This window comes from Salinihabitans flavidus, assembly GCF_900110425.1.
GTDB classification, from domain to species: domain Bacteria; phylum Pseudomonadota; class Alphaproteobacteria; order Rhodobacterales; family Rhodobacteraceae; genus Salinihabitans; species Salinihabitans flavidus.
Genome location: NZ_FODS01000009.1, coordinates 61,679 through 87,554 on the forward strand (window position 1 = coordinate 61,679; position 25,876 = coordinate 87,554).

25 protein-coding genes are annotated in these 25,876 nt (G+C 66.3%); 12 read left to right on the forward strand and 13 right to left on the reverse strand.

What is annotated here, in order from left to right:
* Positions 1-9: 9 nt before the first annotated feature.
* Positions 10-933, forward strand: coding sequence for a lysophospholipid acyltransferase family protein (locus tag BMW66_RS09375; protein WP_093117889.1), 924 nt, complete (start codon positions 10-12; stop codon positions 931-933).
* A 16-nt stretch (positions 934-949) separates the two neighbouring features.
* Here BMW66_RS09375 and BMW66_RS09380 read toward each other — a convergent pair whose 3' ends face one another.
* Positions 950-1,666: a DUF1223 domain-containing protein gene (locus tag BMW66_RS09380; protein WP_093117776.1), complete on the reverse strand. Its 717-nt coding sequence runs from the start codon at positions 1,664-1,666 to the stop codon at positions 950-952.
* 209 nt (positions 1,667-1,875) lie between these two features.
* On the opposite strand from BMW66_RS09380, the gene acnA reads away from it, so the two are divergent.
* Entirely contained in the window at positions 1,876-4,623 is a 2,748-nt protein-coding gene (gene acnA / locus BMW66_RS09385) for an aconitate hydratase AcnA (protein WP_093117778.1), read from the forward strand.
* 334 nt (positions 4,624-4,957) lie between these two features.
* Here acnA and BMW66_RS09390 read toward each other — a convergent pair whose 3' ends face one another.
* From BMW66_RS09390 to ccmA, 5 genes are read right to left on the reverse strand one after another with little or no spacing between them, the layout of a single operon-like run.
* Positions 4,958-5,518 carry a DsbE family thiol:disulfide interchange protein gene (locus BMW66_RS09390; RefSeq protein ID WP_093117780.1) on the reverse strand — a complete coding sequence of 187 codons (561 nt, stop codon included), beginning with the start codon at positions 5,516-5,518 and terminating at the stop codon, positions 4,958-4,960.
* The gene (gene ccmD, locus BMW66_RS09395; RefSeq protein ID WP_175483204.1) at positions 5,505-5,663 is read right to left on the reverse strand and encodes a heme exporter protein CcmD; all 159 of its coding nucleotides are present in this window, start codon (positions 5,661-5,663) and stop codon (positions 5,505-5,507) included. The genes BMW66_RS09390 and ccmD overlap by 14 nt, the downstream gene beginning before the upstream one ends.
* Positions 5,663-6,394 (reverse strand): heme ABC transporter permease, encoded by a 732-nt coding sequence (locus BMW66_RS09400; RefSeq protein ID WP_093117782.1) that lies wholly within the window; start codon positions 6,392-6,394, stop codon positions 5,663-5,665. Before BMW66_RS09400 ends, ccmD begins: the two co-directional genes overlap by 1 nt.
* 30 nt (positions 6,395-6,424) lie before the next feature.
* Entirely contained in the window at positions 6,425-7,081 is a 657-nt protein-coding gene (ccmB, locus tag BMW66_RS09405; RefSeq protein WP_093117784.1) for a heme exporter protein CcmB, read from the reverse strand.
* Positions 7,078-7,707, reverse strand: coding sequence for a heme ABC exporter ATP-binding protein CcmA (ccmA, locus tag BMW66_RS09410; RefSeq protein ID WP_093117786.1), 630 nt, complete (start codon positions 7,705-7,707; stop codon positions 7,078-7,080). The genes ccmB and ccmA overlap by 4 nt, the downstream gene beginning before the upstream one ends.
* 216 nt (positions 7,708-7,923) lie before the next feature.
* On the opposite strand from ccmA, the gene BMW66_RS09415 reads away from it, so the two are divergent.
* From BMW66_RS09415 to BMW66_RS09425, 3 genes are all read left to right on the forward strand, one after another.
* Positions 7,924-9,804, forward strand: coding sequence for an ABC-F family ATP-binding cassette domain-containing protein (locus BMW66_RS09415; protein WP_093117788.1), 1,881 nt, complete (start codon positions 7,924-7,926; stop codon positions 9,802-9,804).
* 138 nt (positions 9,805-9,942) lie between these two features.
* The gene (locus tag BMW66_RS09420; RefSeq protein WP_093117790.1) at positions 9,943-10,566 is read left to right on the forward strand and encodes a MarC family protein; all 624 of its coding nucleotides are present in this window, start codon (positions 9,943-9,945) and stop codon (positions 10,564-10,566) included.
* Positions 10,567-10,614: 48 nt separating this feature from the next.
* Positions 10,615-11,196, forward strand: a complete 582-nt coding sequence (locus tag BMW66_RS09425) for a retropepsin-like aspartic protease family protein (RefSeq protein WP_093117792.1) — start codon at positions 10,615-10,617, stop codon at positions 11,194-11,196.
* Positions 11,197-11,278: 82 nt separating this feature from the next.
* On the opposite strand, the gene BMW66_RS09430 is transcribed toward BMW66_RS09425, so the two are convergent.
* From BMW66_RS09430 to BMW66_RS09440, 3 genes are all read right to left on the reverse strand, one after another.
* Complete coding sequence (locus BMW66_RS09430; RefSeq protein WP_093117794.1) at positions 11,279-12,202, reverse strand: HNH endonuclease; 924 nt, start codon at positions 12,200-12,202, stop codon at positions 11,279-11,281.
* Positions 12,203-12,576: 374 nt separating this feature from the next.
* Positions 12,577-13,041, reverse strand: a complete 465-nt coding sequence (locus BMW66_RS09435; protein WP_093117796.1) for a DNA polymerase III subunit chi — start codon at positions 13,039-13,041, stop codon at positions 12,577-12,579.
* Between the two features lie 4 nt (positions 13,042-13,045).
* The gene (locus BMW66_RS09440) at positions 13,046-14,521 is read right to left on the reverse strand and encodes a leucyl aminopeptidase (RefSeq protein ID WP_093117798.1); all 1,476 of its coding nucleotides are present in this window, start codon (positions 14,519-14,521) and stop codon (positions 13,046-13,048) included.
* A 108-nt stretch (positions 14,522-14,629) separates the two neighbouring features.
* Between BMW66_RS09440 and lptF the strand changes: the two genes are divergently transcribed.
* From lptF to rsmA, 6 genes are read left to right on the forward strand one after another with little or no spacing between them, the layout of a single operon-like run.
* The gene (lptF, locus tag BMW66_RS09445) at positions 14,630-15,769 is read left to right on the forward strand and encodes an LPS export ABC transporter permease LptF (RefSeq protein WP_342741862.1); all 1,140 of its coding nucleotides are present in this window, start codon (positions 14,630-14,632) and stop codon (positions 15,767-15,769) included.
* A complete protein-coding gene (gene lptG / locus BMW66_RS09450) occupies positions 15,766-16,863 on the forward strand; it encodes an LPS export ABC transporter permease LptG (protein ID WP_093117800.1) in 1,098 nt (365 codons plus the stop codon). Before lptF ends, lptG begins: the two co-directional genes overlap by 4 nt.
* Complete coding sequence (locus BMW66_RS09455) at positions 16,863-19,028, forward strand: LPS-assembly protein LptD (RefSeq protein ID WP_093117803.1); 2,166 nt, start codon at positions 16,863-16,865, stop codon at positions 19,026-19,028. Before lptG ends, BMW66_RS09455 begins: the two co-directional genes overlap by 1 nt.
* Positions 19,025-20,275, forward strand: a complete 1,251-nt coding sequence (locus BMW66_RS09460) for a peptidylprolyl isomerase (protein WP_342741861.1) — start codon at positions 19,025-19,027, stop codon at positions 20,273-20,275. The genes BMW66_RS09455 and BMW66_RS09460 overlap by 4 nt, the downstream gene beginning before the upstream one ends.
* Entirely contained in the window at positions 20,272-21,240 is a 969-nt protein-coding gene (gene pdxA, locus BMW66_RS09465) for a 4-hydroxythreonine-4-phosphate dehydrogenase PdxA (protein WP_093117805.1), read from the forward strand. Before BMW66_RS09460 ends, pdxA begins: the two co-directional genes overlap by 4 nt.
* A complete protein-coding gene (gene rsmA / locus BMW66_RS09470; RefSeq protein WP_093117807.1) occupies positions 21,237-22,079 on the forward strand; it encodes a 16S rRNA (adenine(1518)-N(6)/adenine(1519)-N(6))-dimethyltransferase RsmA in 843 nt (280 codons plus the stop codon). The genes pdxA and rsmA overlap by 4 nt, the downstream gene beginning before the upstream one ends.
* 30 nt (positions 22,080-22,109) lie before the next feature.
* Here rsmA and BMW66_RS09475 read toward each other — a convergent pair whose 3' ends face one another.
* The 3 genes from BMW66_RS09475 to prfA form a co-directional block, all read right to left on the reverse strand.
* Positions 22,110-22,745 carry a DUF4167 domain-containing protein gene (locus tag BMW66_RS09475; RefSeq protein WP_093117809.1) on the reverse strand — a complete coding sequence of 212 codons (636 nt, stop codon included), beginning with the start codon at positions 22,743-22,745 and terminating at the stop codon, positions 22,110-22,112.
* Positions 22,746-22,980: 235 nt separating this feature from the next.
* Positions 22,981-23,826 (reverse strand): peptide chain release factor N(5)-glutamine methyltransferase, encoded by an 846-nt coding sequence (gene prmC / locus BMW66_RS09480; RefSeq protein ID WP_093117811.1) that lies wholly within the window; start codon positions 23,824-23,826, stop codon positions 22,981-22,983.
* Positions 23,823-24,881 carry a peptide chain release factor 1 gene (gene prfA / locus BMW66_RS09485; RefSeq protein ID WP_093117814.1) on the reverse strand — a complete coding sequence of 353 codons (1,059 nt, stop codon included), beginning with the start codon at positions 24,879-24,881 and terminating at the stop codon, positions 23,823-23,825. Before prfA ends, prmC begins: the two co-directional genes overlap by 4 nt.
* Before the next feature lie 70 nt (positions 24,882-24,951).
* Here prfA and BMW66_RS09490 point away from each other — a divergent pair, with 70 nt between their 5' ends.
* Positions 24,952-25,224 (forward strand): hypothetical protein, encoded by a 273-nt coding sequence (locus BMW66_RS09490; RefSeq protein WP_093117896.1) that lies wholly within the window; start codon positions 24,952-24,954, stop codon positions 25,222-25,224.
* A 244-nt stretch (positions 25,225-25,468) separates the two neighbouring features.
* Here the strand turns inward: BMW66_RS09490 and BMW66_RS09495 are convergent, their stop codons facing one another.
* Complete coding sequence (locus tag BMW66_RS09495; protein ID WP_093117816.1) at positions 25,469-25,870, reverse strand: DUF1499 domain-containing protein; 402 nt, start codon at positions 25,868-25,870, stop codon at positions 25,469-25,471.
* Between the last annotated feature and the right edge of the window lie 6 nt (positions 25,871-25,876).

Genomic DNA, 25,876 nt, shown 5'->3' on the forward strand with positions numbered 1-25,876 from the left:
GGCGCGGATATGACGGCACCGGAACCGGGGCGCGGGGGCCTTCGGGACATCGTGATGAACGCCGCCCTCGGCGGGGCGATCCGGATCGCCCTTATGATCCCCTACCGCGCGCGGGTGCGCGCCTTCGGGTGGCTGACCAGCCGCGTCATCGCGCCGCTGGCCGGGCATCCGCAACGCATCCGCGCCAATCTCGCCCATGCCTGGCCCGACCTGCCCGAGTCGGAGGTGCGCCGCCTGTGTCGGGACGTGCCCGACAATATCGGACGCACCATGATCGAGATCTATTCCGGCGAGGCGTTCTCCCGCCATATTGCCGCAACGGTCACCCCGCGCGGGCCGGGTATGGCCGCGCTCGACGCGGCACAGCAGGCCGGGCGCCCGGTCATCCTCGTGTCGGGGCATTTCGGCAATTACGACGCCGTCCGCGTGATCGTCGCCCGGCGCGGGTATCGCATCGGCGGGCTTTACCGTCCGCTCAACAATCCGCTTTTCAACGCTCACTACCTGCGCGCGATGGAGCGGATCGCCACGCCGGTGTTCCCGCGCGGGCGGCGCGGGCTGGCGCAGATGGTAAAATTCCTGCGCGCGGGCAATACCATCGCGCTTCTGGTCGATCAGTACTACAACGGCACGGTGCTGGAATTTTTCGGCAAGCCCGCCCCGTCGGCCATTTCCGCCGCCGAGATGGCGCTCAAATACGACGCGCTTCTGGTGCCGACCTATGCCATCCGGCAGCCTGACGGGCTGAGCTTCGACGTGGTGGTGGAAGAGCCGGTGCCCCCGTCCGATCCGGTCACGATGATGCAGGCGGTCGCCGACAGCCTTGAGGCTCGGGTGCGCGCCCACCCCGGACAATGGCTCTGGGTGCATCGGCGGTGGAAGCCGGAACTGGCGGGCCGCGACGTGCGCGCCGAAACGGACGCGCCCTGCTGACCCTTTCCGGTGGTGCTCAGTCCAACCGGACCGCCGCCTCGATCGGTCCGTGGGTGGCATGCTGCACGAGAAGAACCAGCGGCCCCTCACCCGTCACAGGCGCGGAAAAGCCCCCGCTCTTGCGGGCGTTCCACTTGCCCAGCACCTGCCACTCGGTGACGACATTGGCATAATCCAGCGTGCGGCCCGCGTTCTCGCCGCTCTTGATCTCCACCGTGCGGTGCGGCTCATAGCGCACCAGATGCACCAGCATCGACTTGTCCATCGGCGGATCGCATTTCAGCGTTATGTTGAGTTGCCCGCCCTCGCGCGTCGCGGTGATCCGCACCGGACCATCGACCGCGGCATGGGCGCGGATCATCTTGTTCACATCCTCGGGTTTCGTGCCGACGACCCGCTCGCGCCCGTTCACGATCATCTGCGGTGTATAGACAGAGCGTTGCCCCGCCGCGCGGGCATAATCCTTCTGCCGCGCACTGAAGTCCGGGCTGGCGAACTGGTCCTTCCAGCCGATGTAGTCCCAGTAGTCCACATGCAGCCCCAGCGCGATCACATCGTCGCGCGTGGCCAGCTCCTGCGCAAAGAACGCATCCGCCGGCGGGCAGGAGGAACAGCCCTGCGACGTGAACAGTTCCACCACCACCGGACGCTCGTCCGCCAGCGCGACCCCACCCCCCGCGAGACAGGCGGCAAGGGCAAGCAGTCGGAACGGGCGGAGCGGAGGGGCGGGCATCAAGGGTCACCTTTGCGGACGTTGTCTGATCCCTGTTTCTAGGCAGACGGCGCGGAAATGGCCAATCAATCATTTGCGAGAGGGAGTGATCGCTCAAAACTGTGTGCAATGGTATACATAAATTACCATCCCCCCTTGATCGCACCCGTGGTATGGGTCAAAAGCACCCCCAGCAACACCCCTTACAGCTTCACCGAAGGGAGGCCAGAATGCCCATCACTGTCGGACATGATACCGCCAAGACCCGCAAGACGCTCAGCGTCGGCGGCAAATCCATCGCCTATTACTCCATCCCCGCCGCCGAGGCCGCAGGGCTGGGCGATTTCTCCAGGCTTCCCGTCGCACTCAAGGTCGTGCTGGAGAACATGTTGCGTTTCGAGGATGGCAAGACCGTGGACCTCGACGACATCCGGGCGTTCGCGGACTGGGCCAAGAACGGCGGCAAGGGAAACCGGGAGCTGGCCTATCGCCCCGCCCGCGTGCTGATGCAGGATTTCACCGGCGTGCCGGCGGTGGTCGATCTGGCCGCGATGCGCGACGGGATCAAGGCGCTTGGCGGCGACGCGCAGAAGATCAACCCGCTCAACCCGGTCGATCTTGTGATCGACCATTCAGTGATGATCGACGAATTCGGCAACCCGCGCGCCTTCCAGATGAACGTGGACCGCGAGTATGAGCGGAACATGGAACGCTACCAGTTCCTGAAGTGGGGACAGAAGGCGTTCAACAACTTCCGCGTGGTCCCGCCCGGCACCGGCATCTGCCATCAGGTGAACCTAGAATATCTCGCGCAGACCGTCTGGAGCGACGTGGACCAGCACGGGGAAGAGGTCGCCTATCCCGACACGCTGGTGGGCACCGACAGCCACACCACCATGGTCAACGGCGTCGCCGTTCTGGGCTGGGGCGTTGGCGGGATCGAGGCCGAGGCCGCCATGCTCGGCCAGCCGATCTCCATGCTGATCCCCGAAGTGGTGGGCTTCAAGCTCACCGGCGCGATGACCGAAGGCACGACCGCGACCGATCTGGTGCTGCGGGTGACGCAGCTGCTGCGCGAAAAGGGCGTTGTCGGCAAGTTCGTGGAATTCTACGGCGACGGCCTCGATCATCTGCCGCTGGCGGATCGGGCGACCATCGGAAACATGTCCCCGGAATTCGGCGCCACCTGCGCCTTCTTCCCCGTGGACGACGAAACCCTGCGCTATCTGCGGCAGACCGGCCGCGACGAGGACCGGATCGCGCTTGTGGAAGCCTACGCCAGGGAAAACGGCATGTGGCGCACGCCGGATTACGATCCGGTCTATACCGACACGCTGGAGCTTGACATGGGCACCATCGTGCCGGCCATCTCCGGCCCCAAGCGCCCGCAGGATTACACCACGCTCGATAAGGCCGCGGAGTCGTTCTATGACGTGGTCAGCGAATTTCGCGGCATCGACACCACCGACGAAGCCCGCGACATGGCCTCCGAAGGGGACGGGATCACCACCTACAACGACCCGCGCAAGACCGTCGAGGTCGAGGGGGAGGATTACACCCTGCGCGACGGCTCGGTGGTGATCGCCTCGATCACGTCGTGCACCAACACCTCCAACCCCTACGTGATGATCGGCGCGGGGCTGGTGGCGCGCAAGGCCCGCGATCTCGGGCTCGACAGCAAGCCATGGGTGAAGACCTCTCTGGCGCCCGGCTCTCAGGTCGTGTCGCACTACCTCGAGGCGGCCGGACTGCAGGAGGATCTCGACGCCATCGGCTTCAACCTCGTGGGCTATGGCTGCACCACCTGCATCGGCAACTCCGGCCCGCTTCAGAAAGAGATCTCCGAGGCCATCGCCAAGGGCGATCTGGTGGCGACCTCCGTGCTCTCGGGCAACCGCAACTTCGAGGGGCGGATTTCGCCGGACGTGCGCGCCAACTACCTCGCCTCGCCGCCGCTGGTGGTGGCCTATGCGCTGGCCGGCGACATGAACATCAACATCGCCGAAGATCCCATCGCAAAGACCCCCGACGGCAAGGATGTCTATCTCAAGGACATCTGGCCCACGCAAAAGGAGATCGCGGAGATCGTCGAACGCACCGTCACCCGAGAGGCGTTCCGGTCGAAATACGCCGATGTCTTCAAGGGCGACGACAAGTGGCAGGGGGTGGAAACCACTGACAGCGAAACCTACGACTGGCCGGCCACCTCCACCTACGTGCAGAACCCGCCCTATTTCCGCGACATGGGCATGGAACCTGGCACAATCGAGAATATCGAGGGCGCGCGCGTGCTCGCGGTTCTGGGCGACATGGTCACGACCGACCACATCTCGCCGGCCGGCTCGTTCAAGGAATCTACGCCCGCGGGCAAATACCTGATCGAACGGCAGGTGCAGCCGCGCGATTTCAACTCCTACGGCTCGCGCCGGGGCAACCACGAGATCATGATGCGCGGCACCTTCGCCAACATCCGCATCCGCAACGAGATGCTGGACGGCGTGGAGGGCGGCTACACCCTCGGTCCCGACGGAGAGCAGACGACGATCTTCGACGCGGCGATGGCCTATCAGGATCAGGGCACGCCGCTGGTGATCTTCGGCGGCGAACAATACGGCGCGGGCTCCTCGCGCGACTGGGCGGCCAAGGGCACCAACCTGCTGGGCGTCAAGGCCGTCATCGCCGAGAGCTTCGAGCGCATCCACCGCTCCAACCTCGTGGGCATGGGCGTCATCCCGTTCGAGTTCACGGGCGGCGACACGCGCAAGACGCTCGGCCTGACCGGGCAGGAAACCGTCGCGATCAAGAGGCTGGACAACGTCACGCCGCAGCAGGAGGTGCCTTGCACCCTGAACGACGCGGACGGCACCGAGAAGACGATCACGCTCAAGTGCCGGATCGATACCGCGATCGAAAAGGAATATGTCGAACACGGCGGCGTGCTGCACTACGTGCTCCGCGACCTCGCCAAATCGGCCTGATCCGCCCCGCCTGACCGAAACGCCCCGGCCCCCGCGCCGGGGCGTTTCGCATTCCCCTGCCCCGCACGCCCCTGCCTGCTGCTGCTTCGGAGCCGTCCTCGCCTGAGACCCGGCCGCTGGCCAACCGACGGCACGTCAGGCGCAATTGCGGAGGCTCCGCGCCCGAACGGGCGTGGAAACCGTCATTGTGCTTGATGGGCCGGTGGGCGGCTGGCAGGCAAGGATCAGGCGAGGACGGAAACGAAGCTGCTGCTTTGGTGGGCTCCGAGCCGCCCAACCGCCTTGACCCGCCGCAAGGCGGGACAAGGCGCACCCTGCGCGCGCGCAAGCGCGCTCAATTTGAAAGCGACTGGTCCGCCTGCCATCCGAGCGTATCGAGCGCCGGGCGCAGACGGTTCTCGATCTCGCGCTCGGTCACCGGCCCGGCGATGCGCAGCACGATTCGGCCACGCGCGTCGATCAGATAGGTCTCGGGCACGCCATAGACGCCCCAGTCGAGCGCCATCCGCCCCGCCGTATCGGCCCCCACCGCCGTATAGGGATCGCCCAGCTCGGCCAGAAAGCCAAGCGCATTGCCCGGCTTGTCCTTGTAGTTCACGCCGTAGATCGGCAGGCCCTCGCGCGCCAGCGCGTCGAGGTTGGGATGCTCCACCCGGCAGGGCGCGCACCAGCTCGCCCAGAAATTGAGCAGCTTCACCCGCCCGTCGCGCAGCGCCGCATCGTCGAACATCGGCTTGTCGCCCAGCGCCGTGACCTGCACCGCCGGCACCTCGCGCCCGGTCAGGGCAGAGGGAAGCTCATCGGGGTTGTCGCGCTTCATGCCGAAAAAGAACAGCGCCGCCAGCAGCAGGAAGATCGCCGGCGGCAGGATCATCAGCGGGTTAATCCGTTTCATGGCGCCGCCCCTCCAGTTGCTCCAACTCGCGCCGCACCTTTCGGGCGCGGCGCACCGACAGCCCGATCAGCACCGCCAGAATCACCAGCGACGCGCCATAGGCCGACAGGACTTCGGCCGCGTATTTGCCCAGATCCGGTATCATCAACCCATCCTCTCGCGTGCCAGAAGCGCCCGCGCCCGCCGCGCGCGGATCTCCGTCTGCGTGCGCAGAAACACCAGCGCGATGAACAGCAGCACGAACCCCGCGATGCAGACAAGAAGCGGAAGGTAGAAGACATCGGCCACGTTCTTCTCCTTGTCGAGCGACAGCGACGCCCCCTGATGCAACCCCTGGTTCCAGAAATTCACCGCATAGCGCGACAGAAGCGCGAAGACCGACCCCACTAGGCACAGCACCGAGGTCAGGTCCGCCGCCGTGTCGGGCGTCTCGATCGCCTCCCACAACGCGATATACCCCAGATAGAACAGGAACAGGATCAGAAAGGAGGTCAGACGCGGATCCCAGGCCCACCAGGTGCCCCACATCGGCTGGCCCCAGATCGCCCCGGTGACAAGCGCGATCACCGTCATCACCGCGCCCACCGGCGCCGCCGCCCGTGCCGCCAGCGCGCTGACATGATGCCGCCGCACCAGCCAGATCAGAGAGGCGACCAGCATCATCAGCCATGCGTTGATCGCCATCAGCGCGGCGGGCACATGCAGATAGATGATCTTCACGGTGGACCCCTGCCGGAAATCGTCCGGCGTGAAGAAGAACCCCCAGATCAGCCCCACCACAAGGCAGGCCCCCGCCAGCCACGCCACCCACGGCAGCACCCGGTCGGTGGTGCGGATGAATTTCACCGGATTGGCATATTCCCAGATCGACGCCATGCCGTCCTCTCTTGCGTTTGCGCGCCTTTCCTAGCGCAGATTGACCCGCAGCACCATCGCGCTCGCAAAGGGCAGAAGCGCGATTGACCCGAATGTGATCCCCGCCAGCATCAGCGCCGGAGTCGCGACCGCCAGCCCCTCGGCCCCGCGCCGCGCCACCTCGGCGCCGAAAATCAGCGTCGGCACGTAAAGCGGCAGCACCAGAAGCGACAGCAGCAGCCCGCCGCGCTTGATCCCCACGGTCAGGGCGCCGCCGAAGGTGCCGATCACCGACAGCGCCGGCGTGCCCAGCACGAGCGACAGCGTGAGCCAGCCATAGCCTGGCCCCGGCAGGCTCAGCAGCAGACCGAAGAACGGCGCCGCGATCACCAGCGGCAGGCCGGTGGTGATCCAGTGCGCCAGCGCCTTGACGCTGGCCACCGCCTCCATCGGCAGCGGCGATGTGGCGATCAGATCGAGGCTCCCGTCCTCCCAATCGAGCGCGAAGATCCGGTCGAGCGACAGAAGGCACGCCAGAAGCGCGCCGATCCACAGGATGCCCGGCGCGATCCGTGCCAGCAACGCCGACTCCGGTCCCACCCCGAAGGTCACCAGCACCGTGACGATCAGGAAGAACGCAAGCCCCAGCCCGAAGCCGCCCCCGGCCCGCATCGCCAGCCGCAGATCGCGCAGCAGAAGCGCCCTCATGCGAAACTCCCGCCGAACAGGTCGTCGCCGGCCGCCGGCCCGCCCGGCACGGCGCGGAAGGGCGCAAGCTCGAGGATCTCCGCCTCCGCCAGCCCCAGATCGATATGCGTCGCCATCAGCGCCGATCCCCCCCCCGCCAGATGCGCGCGCAGGCGCTGCGCGAAAAGCGCTACCGACGCGGTATCGAGCGACACCGTCGGCTCGTCCAGCACCCAGACCGGCCGCCCGGTCACCAGAAGCCGCGCCAGACCCAGCCGCCGCTTCTGCCCCGCCGAAAGCGTCCCGGCCAGCCGGTCGGCCAGCGGCTCCAGATCGAAGCCCGCCAGCGCCGGGGCGATATCGCCCGTGCCGAAGATGTCGGCCCAGAAGCGCAGGTTCTCGGCCACGCTCAGCATCGCCTTGAGCCCGTCGGAATGGGCCGCATAAGCGATCGTCTCCTCGCCCGCCTCCACCCGGCCCGCCAGCGGCGGCTGCAACCCGGCCACCGTGCGCAGCAGCGTCGTCTTGCCCACCCCGTTCGGCCCGCGCAGCACCAGCGCCTGACCGGCGGCCAGATCGAAGCTCACCCCTTCGAGCACGGGAAGACCGCCGCGGGCGATGGCAAGGTCGGTGACATGCAAACTCATGCAGGTGACTTATCCCATCGCGCTCGGCGGCAAAAGCGGTGAAATGCCCGCTGCGCGTTTCCGCCCCGACCCGTCCGGGGCCCGCGGCGCGCGCCTGGCCTCTTTTCGGCCCCAATACCTCCGCCGGAGGCGTCCCAAGGCCTGCCCCCGACCGGCGGCGCCTTCCGCGCGCTCCGCCCCTTTCGCCCGCCGCAAAAAGACAGTAGAGCCTCGCCCATGATACGCATCGATGACATCACCTATTCCGTGGCCGGACACCGGCTGTTCGACGGCGCCTCGGCCAGCATCCCGGACGGGCACAAGGTCGGGCTGGTGGGGCGCAACGGCACCGGCAAGACCACGCTGTTCCGGCTGATCCGGGGGGAACTGGCGCTCGAGGGCGGCGCCATCTCGCTGCCCGCGCGCACCCGCATCGGCGGCGTGGCGCAGGAGGCGCCGTCCTCTGAGGTCTCGCTGCTCGACACGGTGCTGGCCGCCGACACCGAACGCGCCGATCTGCTATCGGAGGCCGAGACCGCCACAGACCCCACCCGCATCGCCGACATCCAGACCCGCCTGACCGACATCGACGCATGGTCGGCCGAGGGGCGCGCCGCGTCGATCCTCAAGGGGCTGGGCTTTGACGAGACCGAACAGGCGATGCCCTGCTCGGCCTTTTCGGGCGGCTGGCGGATGCGCGTGGCGCTGGCGGCGGTGCTCTTCTCGCGCCCCGACCTGCTGCTGCTCGACGAGCCGACGAACTACCTCGATCTCGAAGGCGCGCTCTGGCTCGAAAGCTATCTGGCGCGCTATCCGCATACCGTCATCGTGATCAGCCACGACCGCGGGCTGCTCAATCGCGCGGTGGGCGCGATCCTGCATCTGGAGGACCGCAAGCTCACCTTCTATCAGGGCGCCTACGATCAGTTCGCCCGCCAGCGCGCCGAGAAACTCGCCCAGGCCGAGGCGATGGCGAAAAAGCAGGAAATGCGCCGTGCGCATCTGCAATCCTACGTGGACCGCTTCCGCTACAAGGCCGACAAGGCCCGGCAGGCGCAATCGCGACTCAAGGCGCTGTCGAAGATGCAGCCCATCGCCTCCCCGCAGGAGGCCGCCCTGCGCGCCTTCGCCTTTCCCGCGCCCGAGGAACTCTCGCCCCCCATCATCCGCGTGGAGGATGGCGCGGTGGGCTATGACGGCACGCCCGTTCTCAAACGCCTCGACCTGCGCATCGACCAGGACGACCGCATCGCGCTTCTGGGCCGCAACGGACAGGGCAAATCCACCCTGTCGAAACTGCTCTCGGACCGCCTGCCGCTGATGGAGGGGAAGATGGTGCGCGCCTCCAAGCTGCGCATCGGCTATTTCGCCCAGCATCAGGTCGATGAACTGCACCTCGACGAATCGCCCCTCGACCACCTGCGCCGCGAACGCCCCCATCAGCGCCCCGGACAGCATCGCAGCACGCTGGCCGGCTTCGGCCTGCGCGCCGAACAGGCCGAAACCCCCGTCGGGCAGCTTTCGGGCGGGCAGAAGGCGCGGCTCTCGCTGCTGCTGGCCACGCTGGACGCGCCGCATCTGCTCATCCTCGACGAGCCGACGAACCACCTCGACATCGAAAGCCGCGAGGCGCTGGTGGAGGCGCTCACCGACTACACCGGCGCGGTGATCCTCGTCAGCCACGACATGCACCTGCTGTCGATGACCGCCGACCGGCTCTGGCTGGTCGCGAAGAGGACCGTGACCCCCTATGAGGGCGACCTGGAAAGCTACCGCGCGATGCTCCTCTCCGCGCCCGAGGCGGGCACGACCGGACCGGGCGGCCGCAAGCAGGGCAAGACCGGCAAAGCCGCGCAACAGCCCCCCAAACGTGCCCCGCGCGAGACGATCCTCGCCCTGCGCGCCGAGGTGCGCAAATGCGAGGCGCGCGTCGCCAAACTCACCAAGATGCGCGACAAGCTCGATGAAAAGCTGATGGACCCGGCGATCTACGACCCCGAACGCAGCGGCGAGATGGAGATCTGGCAACAAAAACACGCCGAGGTGCGCGAGGGGCTGGAACGCGCCGAAACGCTCTGGTTGCGGGCGCAGGAACGGCTTGAGGCGGCGGAAGGCTGAAGGGCCGGCAGCCCGTGCCAGGGGTGCATGTGCCGCGCCGGCATTGTGCCCGGAGGGGAGCAAAAGGCCAGACCCGGCCTTTTCTTTCCCGCCCGTTACCGCCACTCTGGCCCCGTCCCCGCGCGAAAGGGCCCCCGCATGATCGAGCTTGATTTCCTGATCACCGCCTTTGTCACGATCTTCGTGATCATCGATCCGATCGGCCTTGCGCCGATCTTCGTCGCGCTCACCCGTGGCATGACCACGGCGCAGCGCCGCGCCATCGGGCTGCGCGCCTGCCTCATCGCCTTTTTCATCCTCGCGCTCTTCGCCTTCTTCGGAGAGGCGGTGCTGGGCTTCATTGGCATTTCCATGCCCGCCTTCCGCATCGCGGGCGGCGCGCTTTTGTTTCTCACCGCGCTCGACATGCTCTTCGAGCGTCGCACCAAGCGCCGCGAGGGGCAGGCCGAGGAAGAGGACGAGGGCGACGACCCGTCGGTCTTTCCCCTCGCCATCCCGCTCATCGCCGGGCCGGGGGCCATCGCCACCGTCATCCTTCTGGCCGGGCAATCGCCGGGGGTGCAGGGCACGGCGCTGGTGCTGGCGGTGGCGGTCGCGGTGCTTCTGGTGGTGCTGGCGCTGTTTCTCGCCGCCGGCCTTCTGGAACGCGCGCTGGGGCGGATCGGGATCAACGTGGTCACGCGCCTTCTGGGGATGCTTCTGGCGGCGCTGTCGGTGCAGTTCATCCTCGTGGGGCTGCGCGATTTCGGCTTCATGGGCTGACGCGGGCGCCCCCCGCCCCTATATGCGTGGTGCGAAGGGAGACACCGCATGACCGGGACCGATCTGGGCCATCTGACATATCTGGTGCTGCTGGGCGCGGCGGTGGTGTTCTGGTTCGTCACCAGCCACCGCCAGAGCTTTGGCAGGACGGTGCAGCAGGCGATGGCCTGGGGGCTGATCATTCTCGGCGCCATCGCGGCGGTGGCGCTCTGGGACGATATCCGAAGCACCGCGCGCCCGACGCAGGCGGTCTTTGCCGATGAGGGCCGGATCGAGATCCCGCGCCGGATCGACGGGCATTACTACCTCACCCTCACGATCAACGGCGCGCCGGTGGAATTTGTTGTCGATACCGGCGCCAGCGACATGGTGCTGAGCCGCCGCGACGCCGCGCGCGCCGGGCTCGACCCCGAGGCGTTGAATTTCACCGGCCGCGCGCTGACCGCCAATGGCGAGGTGCGCACCGCGCCCGTGCGCCTTGATGAGGTGCGCGCGGGCCGCTACGTGGATCGCGGCGTGCCCGCCCGCGTGAACGGCGGCGCTCTGGATCGCTCGCTTCTCGGCATGAGCTACCTGCATCTTTTTGAGCAGATCACCATCACCGGCGGCAAGCTCGTCCTCACCCGCTGATCTGCGGGTGGAAAGATTTTTCAGGAAATTTTTCGCCGTGCAGGTTGTCATAGAAAAAAACCGCCTGCCACACTGGCCTGGTTCAGTTCCAAGGGACCGGCTCTCCAGGCATGATCTGCCCGAAGATGTTTTCCCGGTGCCAGCGCAGGTTGGCCGGATGCGGACTGTTGCGCGGGTCCTCCGGCTTGTGCAGCTTGCCGTTCGGCGACAGGAGGCGGTCAACAACATCCCCGGGAACCTTGTTTCGGGATACCAGAATGGTTTCGCAATCCTCAGCGATCGAAATAAGACCGCGATCGAACATCCAGTGCAACGTGCCCGAAAGCGCCAGACCGTTGCGAACGGAATCGCTGCCCTGTCTCTCGACGGGTCGTATATGCGCCGCCTGAACTTCTGGCCGTCCCCCGCCGTTGCGCAGGCGCAGCCCGGACATCGCGCAGCGAAAGTCATAGGCATCACGAACCTTGCGCCGAAAGGCCACGTCCCTATAGTTGCGGCGCGTAAGCCTCTCGATCACCGGTCGCTTGAAGGTGAGTGGCTCCTCTCTCAATGCGGCAGGCTCGGGATTAAAACGGGTCGCCTCCATCTGTTCAAGCTCGGGGGGAAGGCCCAGATCGACAATGCGTGCAAAATCCCCCTCGGGCAGGCGCCGCACAGCAAGCTGAACCGCACCTCCTCGTAGGGGCGTGCCATTGGCTGCTGTTAGGCTCTCCTCTAGGGGCCGCCCGTTTCGCAGGCGCGGCACCTCTGTGTCGAACGGCAGAAAGCTCCCCGGTTGGATCAGCGCAAGATACCGCCCCTCCGCACCGGGCTTCGGGATCACCCTTTCGATCCTGGCGACGGCGAAATATCCACGGGGGCCGGCCTTTACTGGCTCATAGTAGACGATCCAGTCGCCGATGGCGTCTTGAACTGCCTTCAGATAGGATCGCGGGAAGTCGTAGACAGCATCCGGCTCGTCCTCGTAGATCGACTCCGCCTTGTGCATCAGAACCAGCTTGACCATCAGCACAGCAAAGCGCGATGGAGCGGAAAAGCAAGCATTTTCCGATTTTGCATCACGTCGCACACGACCGTTCTCCAGACATCCCCCGACACGGCGCGGTCACCGGGCGGCAAGCTCGTCCTCACCCGCTGATCCGTCCGCGTCCTCCGGGACGCTGCCCCGAAGCCCGGAGGCTTTCTCGCAAAGATGACGGGGCGCGGCGGCATCTGCCTTCAGCTTTGTCCAGATACTCGAAAAAGCAACGCGCGCGGCGTTAAAGACGCCCCGAAAAGGCGTGGGGCGGTGTGCGGCACCGACGCGATACCGACAAAATACCGACGTTTTACCGATATGGCATTTTCAGTGAATTCAAGAGGTTAACCCGATTCGCGGCATCAGGCGCCGCTCTCGGCCTTTTTCTCCCAGCGGCCGGTTTCCTCGGACCAGTATTGCGCGGCGCACCCCGCCCCGGTCAGCGCCTTCCACTGCTCCCGCGCCCGGGTCATCGCCGCCTCGTCGTGGCCGTCGAACAGGATGCAGACCCGCGCCACCGCCTCGACCTCCTCGGGGCGCACCTCGGCGCCGTCGATCGCCATCACGCAGGCCGCCCCGTTCGGCAGCGCCGCCTCGCAGGTCAGCAGCACCGGCTGATCGGCGTCATGCGGCCCCCCGGCAAGCCCGTGCGGCAGGAAGCTCTCGTCGCCCTGAAGCCACAGCTTCTGATCGAGCCATTCCATCCGCTCAGAGCTGCGCCCGCGCACCGCGACGCGCCAACCGGCCGCCAGCGCCTTGCCAATCAGAAGCGGCAGCGTCGCCTCCAGCGGTGCGCGCGTCAGGTGGTAGAAATAGGCCGATCCCAATGCCTTACCCCTCGGAGCTCATGTCGTCCACAAGCCGGTTGAGCGCCATGACACCCCAGCCCGTCGCCCCCTGCGGCGCGAAGGGCGTTTCGGATTTCACGCTGGCCACCCCGGCGATGTCGATATGCAGCCAGGGGGTTTGCTCGCGCACGAAACGGTGCAGGAATTCCGCCGCCGTGGCCGCCCCGGCGGGCCGGCCGCCGGTGTTCTTCACATCGGCGATGCGTGATTTGAGCTGATCGGCGTAGCCTTGGCCCAGCGGCATCCGCCACGCGCCCTCCCCCTCGGCCTGCGCGGCCTTGAGAAAGCGGGTGCAAAGCGCATCATCGTTGGAGAAGACGGCCGCGTTCTCATGGCCGAGCGCGACAACGCAGGCACCGGTCAGCGTTGCCAGATCGACCATCGCCGCCGGTTTGAACCGCTCCTGCGCATACCACATCACATCCGCCAGAACGAGCCGCCCCTCCGCGTCGGTATTGACCACTTCGATGGTGTCGCCCTTCATGGATCTGACCACATCGCCCGGCCGCGTCGCCCGCCCCGAGGGCATGTTCTCCACCAGCCCCACGATACCGACCACGTTGGCCTTGGCCCCGCGCCGCGCCAGCGCGCGCATCGCGCCGGCCACGACCCCGGCGCCGCCCATGTCCATGGTCATGTCCTCCATCCCCGCCGCGGGCTTGAGCGATATGCCGCCGGTGTCGAACACAACTCCCTTGCCGATCAGCGCGAGCGGGGCGGCACCCTTGTCACCGCCCGCCCATTCCATCACCACGACCTTGGACAGGCTGTCAGAGCCTTCACCCACCGATAACAGCGCGCCCATGCCAAGCTTGGCCAGGGCGGGCTCGTCGAGAACCTCGACCTTGAGGCCGATTTCCGTCATGTCTTTCAGACGCTTGGCAAATTCCGTGGTGGTCAGGACGTTGGCCGGCTCGTTGATCAGATCGCGGGTGAAGAACACCCCTTCGGCCAGCGCCAGACGCGGCGCGGCCCGCTCTGCCATCATCTCCGGGCGCGATGCCATGATCCGCACGCGGCGGGCCTCTTCTGCCTTCGTGTCGGTCTTGTGGTCGCTGAACTCATAGTCCCGCAGGGCAAGACCCAGGGCCAGTTCGGCGGCCCTGGGATGGTTTCCCGCCAGCACCAGAAGCGCCGCGCCGCCCCGCGCCTTTGCCAGCGCCACACCGGCGCGGCGCGCCTCTTCCGCGCTGCATTTGCGCGGCAGGGCAATGACGTCCACCGCCTCGGCCGTCATCCCCACGGGGCAGGCCAGAACGCGCGCATCGCCCGGTTTCGCCTTGGCAAACTCCGCAGCCGTGACAAGCCGCTCAAGCGCGCCGCGCATGGTCCGGTTGACACGCCGCGCACTGCGGTCGAGCGTGCCGCCCGGATCGGCCAGAACCGCGATCCGACCCTCGAACGTCGCGATCTGATCGAGGTCGATCCCTTCAAAGTCAATCTCTACGGGTGTGGTCACTTCGGCCTCCTTTGACTGTCCTGACCGATCTATCGCGCGCGGCGCCTTTTGACCAGATTGCAGTTCCCCCCCCGAAACGATTCCTCTAGGGTGCGCGGCACGATCACTGTGCCTTGGGGGGAAAAGGCGTTGAGCAGATTCGACAGGTATTTACTGTCGCAGTTCATGGTACTGTTTGGCTTTTTCGCCCTGGTGCTGGTTGCGGTCTACTGGGTCAACCGCGCGGTGGTACTCTTTGACCGGCTGATCGGCGACGGGCAGACCGCCGGCGTGTTTCTGGAATTCACCGTGCTCAGCCTGACCGGCGTTGTCAGCCTCGTGCTGCCCATGTCGGCCTTTGCGGCAGCGGTCTATGTCACCAACCGCCTGAGTTCCGATAGCGAGCTGACGGTGATGCAGGCCACCGGATTCAGCCCGTGGCGGCTGGCCCGGCCCGTGGTCCTTTTCGGCTGTCTGGTCGCGTTAATGATGGCAATGCTCATGCATTTTCTCGTCCCGGCGAGCCTGGCACAACTTGACAAGCGGCAGACGGAAATTTCGCAGAACGTCAGCGCGCGCCTGCTGAGCGAGGGCAGTTTTCTTCATCCCAGCCCCGGAATCACCTTCTATATCCGGCAGATCGCCCCCGACGGTGTCCTGCGAGACATCTTCGTCTCCGATCGGCGCAAGGGTCAGGAGGTGATAACCCACACAGCCGCCGAAGCCTACCTGCTTCGCGATGACAACGGGCCGAAGCTGGTGATGGTGGACGGGCTGACGCAGATCCACCGTCGCGATATCGACAGGCTTTTTACCACCAACTTCGCGGATTTCTCCATCGACATCAGCGCCCTTGTGGACTCCGATCGTTCCGATGGGCGCCAGTTGCGCCATCTGTCCACGCATGAGCTTCTGACCCGGAGCGAGGCAGTCGCCGCGGAACTCGGACTGGGGCGCGGCTCGGTGCTGGAAGAGGCGCACGACCGCTTCAATCAGCCGATCATGTGCCTTGTGGCGGCGCTCATCGGCTTTGCCACACTGCTCACGGGCGGGTATTCACGCTTTGGGGTCTGGCGGCAGATCGTGACCGCCTTCGTGCTTCTCATTCTGGTGGAGGTCCTCAAGAATTCCGTGACCGATCCGGTCCGGGGCAATGCCGATCTGTGGCCGATCACCTATCTGCCATCCGTTGCCGGGCTTGGCATCGCCCTCTCTCTTCTGGCGCTCTCCGCGCGCCCGCTGAACCTGTGGCGGAGGCTTGCGCAATGACTCTCCCGCTGTATTTCGCGCGCCGGTTTATGTGGATTTTCGCGGGGCTGACCCTGGTGTTCTTCCTTTTGCTGTTCCTGATCGACATGATGGAAGAACTGCGCCGCTTCGATGTCGAGGAACTCGGCCTTTCGCAGGTCGTTCAGGTTACCCTGCTCAAGACTCCCGAGGGTCTTTATGAAATCCTGCCGCTGCTGGTGATCCTGAGCACGGTGACGCTCTTTATCGGGCTCGCCCGCACGAATGAGCTTGTCGTGGTGCGTGCGGCGGGGCGGTCGGCGCTTGTCACCCTGCTGGCGCCAGTGACGGCCGCCTTTCTGATCGGGCTGGTGGGGATCAGCACCGTCAACCCGATCGTCGCCGCCACCACCGAACGCTACGAGGTTCTGTCCGACAGGTTCCGCAGCGGCGGGGCGAGCGCCTTTTCGCTGAGCCGCGAAGGGCTCTGGCTGCGGCAGGGGGACGCCAGCGGGCAAACCGTGATTCATGCCGAACAGGCCAATGAAGACGCCACCCTGCTTTATGACGTGACCTTCGTGGCCTATGCCCCCGGCGGCGGCCCCACACGCCGGATCGAGGCCGCCCGCGCCCGGCTGACCGACAAGGCGTGGCTGCTGCGCGACGCGAAGGAATGGCCGCTCGTTGCCGGGACGAACCCCGAGCAGCACAGCAAGCGGCACGAACGGCTCGTACTGCCCAGCACCCTGACCCCCGACACCATCCGCGACAGCTTCGGGCGCCCGAACACCATTTCGATCTGGGAGCTGCCCGAGTTTGTCGCCCAGCTCGAAGAGGCCGGATTTTCCGCCCGACGCCACAAGGTCTGGATTCAGATGGAACTGGCAATGCCGGTCTTTCTCGTGGCAATGGTGCTTGTCTCGGCGGCCTTCACCATGCGCCATGCGCGCGCGGGGCGCACCGGGCTTGCGGTGCTGCTGGCGGTGATGATGGGCTTTGCGCTCTACTATGTGCGGAATTTCGCCCAGATCCTCGGGGAGAACGGACAGATTCCGGTGGCTCTGGCGGCATGGGCCCCGCCGGTGGCAAGTGTCATGTTGGCCTTGGGCCTGTTGTTGCATATGGAAGAAGGGTGATGTCTGCCTTTCGTGTCTTCATATCCCTCTGCCTCGGCCTGCTGGCGGCTCCGCTTCCGGCCGGGGCGCAGGATATGGCTGGAAATGTCATGCTGGTGGCCGATGAGGTGTTTCTGACCGGGCAGAACCAGCTTATCGCACGCGGCAACGTCGAGGCGATGCGGGGTGACACACGCCTGCGCGCAAGTCGCATCACCTACGACCGCGCCCGCGACAGGATCACGCTCGACGGCCCGGTGCGCATCACCGAGGGAGAGGATCTCATCCTGCTGGCCGATCAGGCGGAGCTTGACAGCGACTTCCGCAACGGGCTGCTGCGCAGTGCGCGCATGGTCATGAATCAGCAGTTGCAGCTTGCCGCGGTGCAGATCGACCGGGTGGAGGGGCGCTACAACGTGCTCAGCAAGACCGCCGTGACCTCCTGCCGGGTGTGCGAGACAGGTCAGCCGCCGCTCTGGCAGATCCGCGCCCGGCGTGTCGTTCACGACAGCGAGGCCAAGCAGCTTTATCTCGACGGGGCGCAGCTTCGCGTTCTGGATGTGCCGGTCTTCTATCTGCCCCGGCTGCGCCTTCCCGACCCGACGCAGCGCCGCGCGACAGGATTTCTCATCCCGTCGATCCGAACCGGAAGCCAGCTCGGCACCGGGATCAAGATCCCCTATTTCATCGCCCTGCGCGAGGATCGCGACCTGACGCTGACGCCCTATCTCTCGCCGGAAACGCGCACGATGGAGTTCCGCTACCGGCAGGCGTTCCGGCGCGGCCGGATCGCGTTCGAGGGGGCCTTGTCGGATGATTCGCTCTCCCCGCCCTCGCCGCGCGGCTACCTGTTCGGAACCGGCCGGTTCGATCTGGGGCGCGATTACGTGCTGACCTTCGATGCGAAGATGACGAGTGACGATGCCTACCTGCTGGACTACGGCTATTCCGGTCTCGACCGGCTCGACAGCGAGATCGCCATTGCCCGTTCGCGGCGCGACGAAAACACCCGGCTGGCATTGCTGCACTACCAGTCGCTGCGCGCCAATGAGAGCAACGCGACCCTGCCCACCATCGTCGGCGCCGCCGAGACGGAACGGCGCTATTTTCCCTCCGCGCTGGGGGGCGAGGTGCGGCTTGGTCTCGGGCTGCACGGGCACTACCGCTATTCCGACCTCGATACCGACAGTGCCGATGCCGACAGCGTGGTGGACGGGCGCGACGTGGGCCGCGTCAATGCCGAAATCTCATGGCGCCGCAACTGGACGCTGGCCTACGGGCTGCGGGCCGGGGTGACCGGGGCGCTGGCGCTTGACGCGGTGCGCACCCGCCAGGACGCCACGCGCGGCGACTTCGACGCGCAGGCCACGCCATCGATGGCGGCGCATCTGCGCTGGCCCCTGATCCGCGCGGGCGGCAATGGCGTCACGCAGATCCTAGAACCCGTGGCACAGCTCGCCTGGACCGGGGGCAGCCGGATGGACATTGCCAACGACGAAAGCACAAGGGTGGAACTGGATGAAGGCAACCTGCTCTCGCTCTCGCGCTTTCCGTCCGTGGACCGGCGCGAACGCGGGCTTGTCGGCACTTGGGGGGTCAACTGGTCGCGCCTCGATCCGGACGGCTGGACGGCGCATCTGTCGCTTGGCCAGGTGATCCGCGAGACCGCCGATACCGAATTCTCGCGCAGCTCCGGGCTGTCCGGCGCGCGCTCCGATCTGCTGGTCGCCGGTCAGATCAAAACGCAAAACGGCCTGTCACTGACCGCGCGCGGGCTGTTCGACGGATTCGACGACATGAACAAGGCCGAGGCGCGCGCCGGCTGGCGCAACTCGAACCTCACGCTCGATGCGGCCTATGTCTGGCTCGGGGCCGATCCCGCCGAGGACCGAGCCCGCACACTGTCGGAATGGACGCTGGACAGCCGCTACCGGTTCTCTCGTCACTGGTCTGGCCTGTTCAACTGGCGCTATGACATCGCCTCCGACAGCACGGCGGAGGCCGGGATCGGCGTCGAATACCGTAACGAATGTGTGCAGATCGACCTTTCGGTCTCGCGCCGCTTCACCTCTTCGACTACGTTGGAGCCATCGACGGATATCGGCCTGACCATCGCCCTTCTTGGCTTTTCGGTGCGAAGCGGCGACAAAAGCTATAACCGCACATGCAACAAGACCGCAGGATGACAATGATGATGATGCTGAGCCGCGTTTCCCGCCCCGCCCACAACACCCTGCGCCGCCTGAGTGTTCTGGCCGCTCTGGTGCTTGCGGGGGCCGCGCCCGCGCTATCGCAAAGCCCGTTTTCATCGGCGATCACGGTCAACGAACGCGCCATTACCTACTATGAACTCGAACAGCGCGCCCGCCTTCTCGAAGTGATCGAACCGCTGGGCAATCCGCGCGAGAAGGCCCGCGAGCAACTCATCGACGACCGGCTGAAGCTTCAGGCGGCCCGCGAATACGGCATCGAAGTGACCGCAGAGCAGATCGAGGCCGGGACAGAGGAATTCGCGGGCCGTGCCGACATGAAGGGCGATGAATTCATCGCCGCGCTGGCCGAAGAAGGGGTTGCGCCGGAAACGTTCCGCGATTTTGTCATCTCCGGGCAATCCTGGCGGGGTGTGGTCCGCGCGCGCTTTGGCGGGCGTGTGGAAATCACCGAAGAGGATATCGACCGCGCCCTGTCCACCACCTCCGGCGGATTGCAGGTGCGGCTGGCCGAAGTGATCATTCCCATCACCCCCCAGACCGAGCAGCAGGTCATGCAAGTGGCCGCCGAAATTCAGAAACTCACATCCTACGCGGCCTTCTCGGACGCGGCCCGGCAGTATTCCGCCGCGCCGACCCGCGATCAGGGCGGCCGCGTGGACTGGGTGCCGATCACCAACCTGCCGTCGCAATTGCGCCCGATCCTCACATCGATGAAACCGGGTGAAGTGACCGACCCGGTGCCGCTTTCCGGCGCTGTGGCGCTGTTCCAGATGCGCGGCATCACCGAAGGCCCGGTGAGCACACCGCGCTATTCTGCGATCGAATATGCCGAATACTACCTGCCGGGGGGGCGCAGCCCCGAAACCCTCGCCCGTGCCCGCACCCTGCGCGACAGCATCGACACCTGCAATGATCTTTACGGCGTGGCCAAGGATCAACCGCCCGAAGCGCTCTACCGCGAGGCGCGCAAACCCTCCGAAATCCCCAACGACGTGGCGACGGAGCTGGGACGCCTCGACAAGCACGAGGTTTCTACAAACCTGACCCGAAATCAGGGTCAGACACTCGTGTTCCTGATGCTCTGCGAGCGCACACCGGCGCTTGATCAGGACGTCGAGCGCGAGGAGGTGGCGGAAGCCCTGCGCGGGCAACGGATCAACTCCTTCGCCGAGAGCTATCTCGACCGGCTCCGCGCCGAAGCGGTGATTGTGGAAAAATGACCCTTCCCATCGCGCTGACCTGCGGAGAGCCGGCGGGAATCGGTCCCGAACTGGCCGAGAGCGCATGGGCCGCCCTGCAAGGCGAGATCGCCTTTTTCCTGATCGGGGATCCCGATCACCTGCCCGGCCGTGTGCCGCATGTGCTGATCCAGTCCGCCTCCGAGGCGTCCGGCGCGCTGGCCGATGGCCTTCCGGTGCTGCCCCATCCGTTCGGGGGCAACGCCCTGCCCGGCGTGCCCGATCCGGCCAATGCCGAAGGCGTGGCCGACGTGATCGCGCGCGCCGTGGATCTGGCCATGACCGAAGAGGTGGGCGCCATCTGCACCGCCCCCATTCACAAGAAGGCCCTCAAGGACGGGGCCGATTTTCCCTATCCCGGTCATACCGAATACCTTGCCGCACTGGCGGGCGTGGACCGGGTGGTGATGATGCTGGCGTCCGACCGGCTGCGCGTGGTGCCGGCCACGATCCATATTCCACTGGCCGAGGTGCCGCGCGCGCTCACCCCCACGCTGCTGGAGGAGACGATTCGCATCACCGACGCCGGCCTGCGCGCCCACTTCGGCATCAAAACGCCGCGCCTTGCGGTCGCCGGGCTCAACCCCCACGCCGGTGAGGGCGGCGCGATGGGCCGCGAAGAGATCGAGGTGATCGCCCCGGTGCTGGAGCGTTTGCGCGGCGAAGGCTTCGACCTGTCCGGCCCGCTGCCCGCCGACACAATGTTCCATGCCGCCGCCCGTGCCCGCTATGACGCGGCCATCGCCATGTATCACGATCAGGCGCTGATCCCGATCAAGACGCTGGATTTCGACCTTGGCGTGAATGTCACGCTCGGCCTGCCCTTCGTCCGCACCTCGCCCGATCACGGCACCGCCTTCGACATTGCGGGGCAGGGCGTGGCCAACCCCTCCAGCCTGATCGAGGCGCTGCGTCTGGCGCGCCACATGGCCGAGAGCCGCGCATGAGCACCATCGACAACCTGCCCCCCCTGCGGCAGGTGATCACCGATCACGGGCTTGTCGCGCGCAAGGCGCTGGGGCAGAACTTCCTGCTCGATCTCAACCTGACGGCCAAGATCGCCCGTCAGGCCGGAGATCTGACCGCCTGCGACGTGCTGGAGATCGGCCCCGGGCCGGGCGGTCTGACCCGCGGGCTTCTGGCCGAGGGCGCGCGCCGCGTTCTGGCGATCGAGAAAGACGCCCGCTGCCTGCCCGCCCTGAACGAGATCGCCGCCCGCTATCCCGGCCGGCTGGAGGTGATCCACGGCGACGCGCTCGACATCGACCCGCTGGCGCATCTTGCGCCGCCGATCCGCGTCGTCGCCAACCTGCCCTATAACGTCGGCACGGAGCTTCTGGTGCGCTGGCTCACCCCGCCAGACTGGCCGCCTTTCTGGCAGAGCCTGACCCTCATGTTTCAGCGCGAAGTGGCCGAACGAATCGTGGCCCGGCCGGGGTCCAAGGCCTATGGCCGTCTTGCCCTGCTCGCGCAATGGCGCGCGGACGCGCGGATTGTCATGTCTCTGCCGCCCGGCGCCTTCACCCCGCCGCCCAAGGTGTCGAGTGCGGTTGTGCATCTCACCGCCCTGCCCGCTCCGCGCCATGAGGCCGATCCCGCGATTCTGAACCGCGTCGTCGCCGCCGCCTTCAACCAGCGCCGCAAGATGCTGCGCTCCGCCTTGAAGGGCATCGCCCCCGACATCGAGGACCGGCTTCGCGCCGCCGGAATCACACCGACAGACCGGGCCGAACAGGTCCCGCTCGAAGCGTTCTGCGCGTTGGCAAGGGAAGTGGCGCGCGGCTGATCCACCCGGGATCGCCGCGCGAAAACCGCACTACTCGGCGGCCTTGGTGTCATCGCCGTCCGCACGATTTTCGGACGAGGCGTCATCGTTCGACTTCTCGACCTTCGCGCGCGGTTTGCGCGGGGCGCGCGGCTTGCGGGGCTTGGGCGCGGGCTCTTCGCGGGTTTCCGGCGTCTCCACCAGACCGCTTTCCTTCGCGCCGCCCGTATCGAGCACATCGGGCTGAGGCGCATCGGACAGGTCTTTCGGCTTGTCCTGACGCGGCTGCTGCTTCTGCTCCTGCCGCTGATCGCCCTGCTGACCGCCGCCGCTCTCGCGGTCCTGCCGGTCGGTGCGGTCCTGCCGCTCGCGGTCGCGGTCACGCTGCTCGACCTGACGATCGCGGTTCTGGCGTTCCTGCTCCTCGCGACGGGCGTCCATCTCGCGTTGCGCCTCATTGAGCATGCGCTGGTAATGTTCCGAGTGCTGCTGGAAATTCTCCATCGCCACACGGTCATTGCCCAGCTGCGCATCGCGCGCGAGCTGATTGTATTTGTCGATGATCTGTTGCGGTGTGCCGCGCACCTTGCCCTCCGGGCCGCTGCTGTCGAACACACGGTTAACAGTATTGCCCGAAGGCCGTTGACGGTTCGCTTTATTCCGCGAACGGGATTTGGAAGATCTCATGTGCTAGCTGTCCAGCCTTGACCTCAGTGTCGTCGCTCGCCCCTGTCTCGCGCCTCATGCGCTTTCAGTATTTTCAGACCGCGACATCATTTCTGGCTTAGTGTTCAACGGGACCGCCCCTTGAAGGCATCCACCGTCCGAACACCCTCTGCCTATTCTGCCTTGTCGCCCCATACAAGCGAAATTGCAGGGATTTCCTAAAAATTTGATGATTTGCCCCTCATTTGCAGCGATTTTAGCGGCGCTCCGCCGGTTGACGCCCCGTGACAACCCGGTCGCGACCGTCCAGATCGGGCAGACTCCCGACCGCCTCAAGCCCTGCGGCGACGAAAAGGGCCGACACATCCGCCCCCTGCCGGGGTCCGGTCTCCACCATGATCCGCCCACCAGGCCGAAGGTGCCGGCGCGCGCCCGCCGCCAGTACCGGGTAGGGCGCAAGTCCGTCCCCCCCCGGTGTCAGCGCCAGAGGCGGATCATATTCGGCCACGTCGCGCGACAGATGGGCCATCTCGGTCGCCGTGATATAGGGCGGATTCGACACGATCAGATCGAACCGGCCCTCTATCCCCTCGAACCAGTTGGCACGCACCAGCGTCAGGCGCCCCGCCACTCCATGCGCCGCCGCGTTGCGCGCCGCCACCTCAAGGCAGGCCGCGCTCAGATCGCTGGCCACGGCCTGCGCCTCCGGCCATTCCGCCAGAAGCGTCACCGCGATAATTCCGCTGCCGGTGCCCAGATCGGCCAGCCGACGCGCCGGCCCCGCGCTCAGCGCCGCCTCGATCAGCGTCTCGGTCTCCGGTCGCGGATCGAGCACATCGGGCGTCACCTCGAAATCGCGGCCCCAGAAGGCCCGCCGCCCAAGGATACGCGACACCGGCTCATAGCCCGCGCGCCGCGCCAGCATGGCATGAAACCGCGTCATCTCCGCATCGCTCACCGGATGGTCCGGCTCCAGCGAGAGCCGCGCCGGGCTCAGCCCCAGAACCTCCGCCAGTAGTATCCGCGCATCGCGTTCCGCGCCCTCGATCCCGACCGCCCGAAGGGCCCGCGCGCCCTCCGACAAGGCCGCGCGCAGGATCACGCCGCCCCCATCTGCGCAAGCTGGGTGGCCTGATCGTCGGCCCGCAGCGCATCAATGATGTCGTCGAGATCGCCCGCCATCACCTGATCGAGCTTGTAAAGCGTCAGGTTGATCCGGTGATCGGTCAGGCGACCTTGCGGGAAATTATAGGTGCGGATTCGCTCCGAGCGGTCGCCCGATCCAACCTGGCTCTTGCGGTCGGAGGCGCGCGCCTGCTCCCGCGCCTGCCGCTCGCGGTCGTAAAGGCGGGTGCGCAACACCTGCATCGCGATCTCGCGGTTGCGGTGCTGCGATTTCTCGGAACTGGTGACGACGATTCCCGTGGGCAGATGGGTGATGCGAACCGCCGAATCGGTGGTGTTCACATGCTGGCCGCCCGCGCCCGAGCTGCGCATCGTGTCGATTCGAAGATCGTTCGGGTCGATCCCGATATCGACGTCCTCGGCCTCGGGCAGCACCGCCACCGTCGCCGCCGAGGTATGGATGCGTCCGCCGCTTTCGGTGCTGGGCACACGCTGCACCCGGTGAACGCCGGATTCGTATTTCAGCCGCGCAAAGACGTGATCGCCCTTCACATGCGCCACAAGCTCCCGGATCCCGCCCAGCTCCGTCTCCTGCATCTCGATGATCTCGAAGCTCCAGCCGCGCGCCTCGGCATAGCGTTGATACATCCGCAGCAGGTCGGCGACGAAAAGCGCCGCCTCCTCGCCGCCCGTGCCGGGGCGGATCTCGACGATGGCCGGGCGGGCGTCGGCTTCGTCCTTGGGCAGAAGCGAAAGCTGCAGCGCGTGTTCGGCCTCCGGCAGGGCGCTGCGCAGGCGGGCAAGCTCCTCCTCGGCCAGCGCCTTCATGTCCGGGTCCGACAGCATCTCCTCGGCTTCCTCGCGCGCCTCAAGCAGGCGGCGATAGGCGGCGATCTGCTCCACGATGGGCTTGAGCTCGGCATACTCCCGGCCCAGCCGGGCGAAATCCTCGCCCGCCATGCCGGCGGCCATCTGCGCCTCGAGATACTCGAACCGCTCGGTAATCTGTCGCAATCTGTCCATCGGGATCATGGCGCTGTCTCCCGTATTGATGCCGCTTGGTCAAGAGGGGGCGGCATGCTAGACTTTCTCCATGCGCTGGATGCTGATCCTTCTGCCCTTCTCGGCCACGCCTGGGCTTGCCGATTACAACCTGAACGGCAAGATGATCGATTGCTATTGCACCGACCGCTCCGGCGCCCGCATCGAGATCGGAGAGACGATCTGCATGCAAGTGGATGGCCGCATGTTCATGGCACAATGCCAGATGTCGCTCAACGTGCCGATGTGGCGCGAGGTGGCCTCCGGCTGCCTGTCCTCCGAGCGGCAGGGCAGCCCCGCGCACCCCCTGCAATCGGCCGCGCTTCTGCGCTGATCGTCCGGGCTTCTTTTCGGGTCAAATACCTTGGGGGGAGTCGCCGCCCCGCGGCGACGGGGGCAACGCGCCCCTGCGCGCCCGTCTTAACCCGATCTTGACGCATTCCACCGCACGCCTTGTTAACTTCGCGCACAACCGCTCTGACGCGGAAATCGGCACCGACGCGATACCGACAAAATACCGACGTTATACCGAAACGGGTTTTTCCCCGAAATCAGGGCGTTAACCCCGATTCGCCGCATCAGCCCTCAAGCCGGGAAATCCAGCGGTCCACCCGCTCGGCATTCACCCCCATGTCGTTGCGCCCGAACCGCGCCCGCCCGTGGATCAGAAGGTCGTCGCCGTCCTGCATCGCGGTCGTGTAATCGGGAAATCCGACCACCCGCGTTCGTGTGACATAGGTCACCATGCCCTCGCTCACCGTGCCTGTCAGAACCGTGGTGCGCGGGTCGCTCTGGGCGATGGCATCGAACCGCCGAAGCGCGCCCGGCCCCGCGCTCACACGCCGCAGCGCCCCGCGTTCGTAAGTTCTGTCCGCGTCCACCTGCGGCGCCTGATGCCAGCGCGCCGGATCGGTCGGGGCGAAACGCACGAAGGCCACGGCGCCCAATATGGCAAAGCCCAGAATCCAGATCACCGCCATCGCTCG